Here is a 6,501-nt window from a genome sequence, read left to right on the forward strand (position 1 = left end):
GGATGTGATGGAGCTTGAGAAAGCTATCGCTACGGAGTTCGGTTAGCCAGCGTTTTTCTGTTGCTTCGGTTGGTCCAGTACCAGCTTGGGAGGCTCGATCTGACGTAAATCAGCCGAGAACTTGGATGCACAACAAGCGCTTTTCTTTCCGAGATTATCGAATATGTTCAGTGCCGTTGTAAAACCTCGGAACGGTGATTGAGCGCCGGTCCCGACGCTTCACCGTGACAGGCAAGGGCTCCAAGTCTCGCACGGTCTCCATGTCCGATGCGATCTATGACCTGCTTTGGCGAAACAAGGATCACCACCCCATAAACGTCTTCACATCTGAGGCAAGGTGCGTTTTTAAGAAGTAAGACCTGATGCGCGGAAAGCGGAACCCGTTGGCCAAGGCAGGATTGACATAGGTCATGCTCCGAGCCGCGCCCAGCGCCGGCGTACAGAGTTTCCGCTTCCACGACACCCGCCACACAACTGCAACGCGTATCCTGCGGGCCTCGAACCTGAAGGTAACGCAACGCCTGCTCGGCCACGCTGATATCGCAACCACGACGAAATATGCGCATGCATGGATGACGATCCACGCAACGCCCTGAATACAATGACCTCTTCGTCGGGCGCATCCAGCCCCACAAAAACCCCACCAGCGACAGTGCCTCTGGCGATAAATATATGAATTTCAAAGCGAAAATGGCCTTAGGCGTCCCGCCATCAGTCAAGTGCGCCACCGGGCTGCGCTACGCCCCGACCCGCGATAAAGGCAAGTTTCCTTCAGACAGTCAGTCGGATCGATGCAAGGGGAAACTCGGAATGAGCCGAAAAAATCACATTCCCGCTCCTCACCGCAATCTGGCCCGCTCCTCATTTCAGTCTGGCCATCAGGGCCTGGACCTCGAGCAGACGGCGGCGATCTTCCTGATCCTCGCTGTCGATCGCGTAACATGTGCTGTCCATGCAGAACCGCGTCACCTTGAGCGGCTGGGCGTCCGGATCGAACTGGCATTCGATCTCCTGGTCAATCTCGGCATCTTTTGCATCCAGCTTGGTTGAATATGTGAGCCTGGCACCCGGCGGGCTCAGTTCGGGGAAGGACTGGACCACGCCGATTTTCAAGTCCTTCACCATGAGCATGCTCTTCGCCACAAATATGCAGGCATCTTCAACTGTCTTCGGTGCCGGCCCGGGGGACTGGGCAAAAACCGGCGCAACGAGACCCGAAGAGGCAAGGAGAGTTGCGGCAAAAATGGTGGATTTCATGGTGCCTCGCATATGACGATAAAGATCGTAAACGAGGTAAGGTCCGGATTGTTCCATCGCGCGCCAGTGAACGGCGGCTTACTGGGTCAAGGTACGCTTATCGGACCTGATCGAGCAGGCGCTTGCATTCGAGCAGGTCGAACAGTGCCTCTTGCAGCAGCGCGCGGTCTTCCTTGCCGATCGCGCCCTTGCCGACGCTGATCTCCGACGCATCGTCGCTGCCGCTGCCAAAGCCGAAGAACCGACCGCTTGCGCGGATCTTCGGACGACCGACGAGCTGATCCTCGTCCAGCCCACCACCAAGCCTGGGGTCATCGCCCTTGGCGGCACTTGCGGCAACCAGTGCTTCCATCGTTTCGACGTCACCGGTCGCGACAGCCATGACAAACTTGTTGCCATTGGTCTTCAGAAGCTTCTGCACGCCCTTGATCGTATACCCCTGATCGTAGAGCAGGTTGCGGATGCCCTTCAGCAATTCGACATCATCGGGGCGGTAGTACCGCCGGCCACCGCCGCGCTTCAGCGGCTTGATCTGGGGAAAGCGGGTTTCCCAGAAACGCAAGACATGCTGCGGCAGATCGAGATCATCAGCCACTTCGCTGATGGTGCGGAAAGCATCCGGGCTCTTGTCCAATTGCATTTCACCGCTCCTCATGCGCCGGGCTCTCGGCCGCGCATTTCAACAATTTTTCGCAACAGCTTCGATCGTTGCGTCATTGCGGGCAAAATGCTGCACCGCTTTTGCTCAGGCGGCCGGATTGGCCGGCTTCTGCTTGGCCTTGCGGGAAATATGGGCACGCAGGATACGCTGCTTCAGGACGTTCGACGCCTTGAAGGTCATGACGCGGCGTGGGGAGATTGGAACCTCCTCGCCGGTCTTGGGATTGCGGCCTATACGCTCGTTCTTGCTGCGCACCTGAAAGGTGGCAAAGGACGAAAGCTTGACCATTTCGCCCCGCACGATCGCGTTGCAGATTTCGTCGATCACCGTTTCGACAAGCTCAGCCGATTCGGTGCGTGACAGCCCTACTTTCCGGAAGACCGATTCAGCCAAATCCGCACGCGTCACTGTCTTCCCGGCCATAGTTCTCGCCCGCCTAAATCAATGATCTTGTTGAATTCCGTAAAGACTATTGTCCTTAACGGCGACGGTCAAGCGCTTGTTGATGCGCATTTTTTGGCTCTGCCCTACCAGCGCAGCATGACAGCGCCCCAGGTGAAGCCGCCGCCCATCGCTTCGAGCATCACCAGGTCGCCCTGCTTGATGCGCCCGTCACCGGCCGCCGTTGCGAGCGCCAGGGGAATCGAGGCTGCCGAGGTGTTGCCGTGAAGATCAACCGTGATCACGACTTTCTCGGACGGGATGCCCAACTTCTTCGCCGAAGCGTCGATGATGCGCTTGTTGGCCTGGTGCGGAACCAGCCAGTCGATATCGGCGGCCGTCGTGTCCGTGGCGTGAAACGCAGCCTCGATCACATCGGTGATCATGCCGACGGCATGCTTGAATACTTCACGGCCTTCCATGCGCAAATGGCCGACGGTGCCGGTTGTGGACGGGCCGCCATCAACATAGAGCTTTTCACGATGGACGCCATCCGAGCGCAGATTGGCGGTAAGAACGCCGCGGTCCGCATTCGACCCTGCTCCTTCCGCTGCTTCCAGCACGATTGCGCCAGCGCCGTCGCCGAAGAGAACGCAGGTGGTCCGATCGTGCCAATCGAGGATGCGGGAGAACGTTTCCGCACCGATCACGAGGACGCGCTTGGCCATACCGCCGCGGATGTAGAGGTCGGCCGTCGACAGCGCGTAGATAAAGCCCGAACAGACCGCCTGCACGTCGAAGGCAAAGCCGTGGTGCATGCCCAGGCGATTCTGGATGTTCACCGCCGTCGCCGGGAACGTGTTGTCCGGCGTGGAGGTGGCACAAATGATCAGGTCGATATCGGCCGAGGTCAGGCCGGCGCGATCAAGTGCTGCCTGTGCGGCAGCCGCACCCAGCGATGCGGTGGTTTCGCCTTCACCGGCGATATAACGCTGGCGAATGCCCGTGCGCTGCACGATCCACTCATCAGACGTTTCCACCAAACCCTCAAGCTCGCCATTGGTCATCACCCGCTTCGGGAGCGACGCTCCGAAACCGCGAACAACAGAACGAATCATTATGTTTCCTACCTAGTGTTCATGCGGCTTCGGGGCCCGCTGGAGACGGGTGCCGGGCATGATTATTTTTTCAAATTCGTTTTCGATTCTTTTGCGTCAGACCGTTGCGGGCCATGTCATAACCGACGTCGATGGCGGCTGCAAAGCCCTCAGCATCAGTGCCGCCATGGCTCTTGATGACGATGCCGTTCAGACCAAGGAATACGCCGCCATTGACCTTTCGCGGGTCCATCTTGTCGCGCAGGCGGTCAAAGGCGCCCTTGGCCAGCAGATAGCCGAGCTTGGCCACCAATGTCCTCGACATGGCCGCGCGGAGGTATTCGGCGATCTGCCGCGCGGTGCCCTCAGCCGTCTTCAAGGCGATATTGCCAGTGAAGCCTTCGGTTACCACGACATCGACCGTGCCCTTGCCGAGATCGTCACCTTCGACGAAGCCGAAATAATCAATCGTGTCGAGCCCAGCCTCTCGGATCAGGCGACCGGCCTCCTTGACCTCTTCCTGTCCCTTGATCTCCTCGACGCCGACATTCAGCAGACCGACCAAGGGACGCTCGATTTCGAACAATGCGCGCGCCATGGCGCCACCCATAAGGGCGAAATCAAGCAATTGCTGGGCATCCGCTCCAATCGTCGCACCGACATCCAGGACGATGCTTTCGCCGGAGAGCGTCGGCCAGATTGCCGCGATGGCCGGACGCTCGATGGTCGCCATCGTGCGCAGGCAGAACTTGGCCATGGCCATCAGGGCACCGGTATTGCCGGCCGAGACGACCACATCGGCCTGCCCGGTCTTCACCGCCTCGATCGAGCGCCACATGCTGGAGATGTAGCGGCCGCGACGCAGCGCCTGGCTGGGCTTCTCGTCCATGCCGACGGAGACTTCGCAGTGGTGAAAGACCGATTTTGCCTGCAGCTTTGGGTACTGGGCCAAAATCGGCAAACACCGTTCCTGTTGCCCGTACAGGATGAAGGTAACGTCCGGGTGACGATCAAGCGCCTTGGCAGCGCCGGGTATGACGACTTCGGGACCGAAGTCGCCGCCCATGACGTCGAGAGAAATTCTGATCACTGAAACCTGACCCTTCTTCTTCGCTGCCTAGCGAAATTTCGGCCAAAATACCGCTTTTGTGTCCATGCACAACCCACCCATGGGAGCAGATGGGGCCTGATCAGTCCTTTTTCCAGTCTTTCAACACGGCGAAAGGCGAAGGCTTGCGGTCTTCTTCGTCCGCGCTCTCGATATGCGCGGCAAACTCGGCGCCCGGCTTTTTCGGATACGGATCAATGCCGAGCGCGGCAAATTCGGCAACCAGTTCACCAGCGTCGATCGTATCGCCGACAAAGGTCTCCGGCAGGTCCGGGCCATCCGGGTCGAGCACCATCTCGCCGACGCCGTCCGCGACGATCCGGGCGAGCTTGGAGCCTTCCGGCACGAAAATCTGGTCGATTTCCTGTTCGATCGTCGAGACCACCGGCTCCAGCGTCACAATGCAAGCCTGGACGATTTCGCCCGAGACCTGCCCCTTGATACGCACCCCGTCCCTCTTCCACCGGGCAATCTGGAGTTCGGCGGTCAGACTGTTGACGCCTTCGATGTTCCAGACATCGGCCAGGGCGCGCCGTTCACGCTCATCAGCGGAAAGGCGAACCCGCACAGGGTTTGCCGACACATGGCCGACCTTGACCAGATAGCTGAAGGCCACCGCATCACCGGGCTTGTTCGTACTCATATCAATTCAATCCTTCGGTCGACGCGGCAGGAACGGCGATACTGGCCTGCCCCGTTTCAATCGACGCTTCTTCAATGCCGGACAATGCGCGCTCTGCGGCAAACATCCAATCCGCCAGGGACTGCATGGACGGCGCAGCATCTCCCGCTTCCGGATGCAGGTTGCGACGAAGGGCTGCTTCCAGTGCTGCGCTGTCATTGCCGTCGAGCGCTGCCGCGTAGGATTCGAGCCGGCCATAATACATGCCCGCCAGTTTCTTCATGCGTTTCGGCACACCCTGGTCGCCGACACCAAGCTCGCGAATGGAGTGATCGACGTCCTCGAAAAAGGCATCGATGATCTCCTGCGCGATTTCCTGCCCGCTGCGATCGGACTTTGCCGTGCGTCGGAAATACAGAATCAACATGATCGACAGCATCTCGAACCGGCCCATGACCGTGTCTGGAACCTGCATGTCGAGATAGAAGGCCGGCGTGCGCGCAGCCGATGTCAGCGCGGCGTATTGGCGCTCGACAATTGCCCTGTTGTTTCTTTTCTTTCGGAAGAAGCCGAATACCATCCAATTCCACCAAAAAGAGCCTGCCGAACGGGTCGGCCCGCACGTGGTCATGTTGCATGATTGCGAAAGCTGGTTTACCGAAGCAGACGTGAATTGCAATGCCGTTCTAGAGCGCCGTTGCCGCATCCCGCGGCAGACTGGCGCTGAAAAGTGCGGAATACCATGGTGTTGGCCACGCCTCTTCCCCGGAAAGGCCACAATGCTATGCGCAGAAGCGATGCGGCACTCACGGGTGCCATCGACAGTCATGGGAGACGTGCGTGGAAATTCGGATTTTCAGATCGGACAGCAAGGTTCTGAGCTCGACGGCCCTTGCCGTGGCGCTCGCCATCAGCGGCCTTTCCGGTTGCCAAACCTCCGAAGTCTTCCACAACGGCTATGTGGTTGATCAGGCAGCACTCGACCTCGTTCCCGTCGGCTCGAGCCGCGAACAGGTTCTGCTGTCGCTCGGTACGCCCTCGACCACCGCGACCTTCGAAGGTGAAGTGTTCTACTACATCTCGCAGAAGCGCACCCGTTCGGTCGCCTTCATGAAGCAGAAACTGGTCGAGCAGCAGATCCTGGCGATCTATTTCGACAAGGACGGCATCGTCACGCAGCTTGCCAACTACACCCTTCAGGATGGCAAGGTCTTCGATTCGATCTCGCGCACCACGCCGACTGGCGGCAAGGACCTCACCTTCATCCAGCAGCTGCTTTCGGGCGGCGGCAGCGCGGCCAACAGCATCAAGAACGTGCTTGGTGGCGGCGGCATGGACGGCATGTAACCCGCCCCCCCCCCCGCATATCTCGGCA

Annotated in this window: 9 protein-coding genes; 2 read left to right on the forward strand and 7 right to left on the reverse strand. The window is 59.2% G+C overall.

The window, feature by feature from the left end:
• Window positions 1-410 precede the first annotated feature (410 nt).
• Complete coding sequence (locus tag PDO_RS07620; protein WP_007599992.1) at window positions 411-596, forward strand: tyrosine-type recombinase/integrase; 186 nt, start codon at window positions 411-413, stop codon at window positions 594-596.
• A 265-nt stretch (window positions 597-861) separates the two neighbouring features.
• On the opposite strand, the gene PDO_RS07625 is transcribed toward PDO_RS07620, so the two are convergent.
• From PDO_RS07625 to PDO_RS07655, 7 genes are all read right to left on the reverse strand, one after another.
• Complete coding sequence (locus tag PDO_RS07625; RefSeq protein ID WP_007599994.1) at window positions 862-1,257, reverse strand: hypothetical protein; 396 nt, start codon at window positions 1,255-1,257, stop codon at window positions 862-864.
• 97 nt (window positions 1,258-1,354) lie between these two features.
• On the reverse strand, window positions 1,355-1,891 hold the full coding sequence (locus tag PDO_RS07630) for a MerR family transcriptional regulator (protein WP_037072940.1): 537 nt from the start codon (window positions 1,889-1,891) through the stop codon (window positions 1,355-1,357).
• A 111-nt stretch (window positions 1,892-2,002) separates the two neighbouring features.
• Window positions 2,003-2,341 (reverse strand): integration host factor subunit alpha, encoded by a 339-nt coding sequence (locus PDO_RS07635; RefSeq protein WP_007600004.1) that lies wholly within the window; start codon window positions 2,339-2,341, stop codon window positions 2,003-2,005.
• Window positions 2,342-2,445: 104 nt separating this feature from the next.
• Window positions 2,446-3,417: a beta-ketoacyl-ACP synthase III gene (locus PDO_RS07640; RefSeq protein ID WP_007600006.1), complete on the reverse strand. Its 972-nt coding sequence runs from the start codon at window positions 3,415-3,417 to the stop codon at window positions 2,446-2,448.
• 70 nt (window positions 3,418-3,487) lie between these two features.
• Window positions 3,488-4,486: a phosphate acyltransferase PlsX gene (gene plsX / locus PDO_RS07645; protein ID WP_007600008.1), complete on the reverse strand. Its 999-nt coding sequence runs from the start codon at window positions 4,484-4,486 to the stop codon at window positions 3,488-3,490.
• A gap of 100 nt (window positions 4,487-4,586) precedes the next feature.
• Window positions 4,587-5,147, reverse strand: coding sequence for a YceD family protein (locus tag PDO_RS07650; RefSeq protein WP_007600011.1), 561 nt, complete (start codon window positions 5,145-5,147; stop codon window positions 4,587-4,589).
• Between the two features lies 1 nt (window position 5,148).
• The gene (locus PDO_RS07655; RefSeq protein ID WP_007600012.1) at window positions 5,149-5,706 is read right to left on the reverse strand and encodes a ubiquinol-cytochrome C chaperone family protein; all 558 of its coding nucleotides are present in this window, start codon (window positions 5,704-5,706) and stop codon (window positions 5,149-5,151) included.
• Between the two features lie 260 nt (window positions 5,707-5,966).
• Between PDO_RS07655 and PDO_RS07660 the strand changes: the two genes are divergently transcribed.
• The gene (locus tag PDO_RS07660) at window positions 5,967-6,473 is read left to right on the forward strand and encodes an outer membrane protein assembly factor BamE (protein WP_007600013.1); all 507 of its coding nucleotides are present in this window, start codon (window positions 5,967-5,969) and stop codon (window positions 6,471-6,473) included.
• Window positions 6,474-6,501 lie beyond the last annotated feature (28 nt).

It is taken from the genome of Rhizobium sp. PDO1-076 (assembly GCF_000247475.1).
Taxonomy (GTDB): domain Bacteria; phylum Pseudomonadota; class Alphaproteobacteria; order Rhizobiales; family Rhizobiaceae; genus Allorhizobium.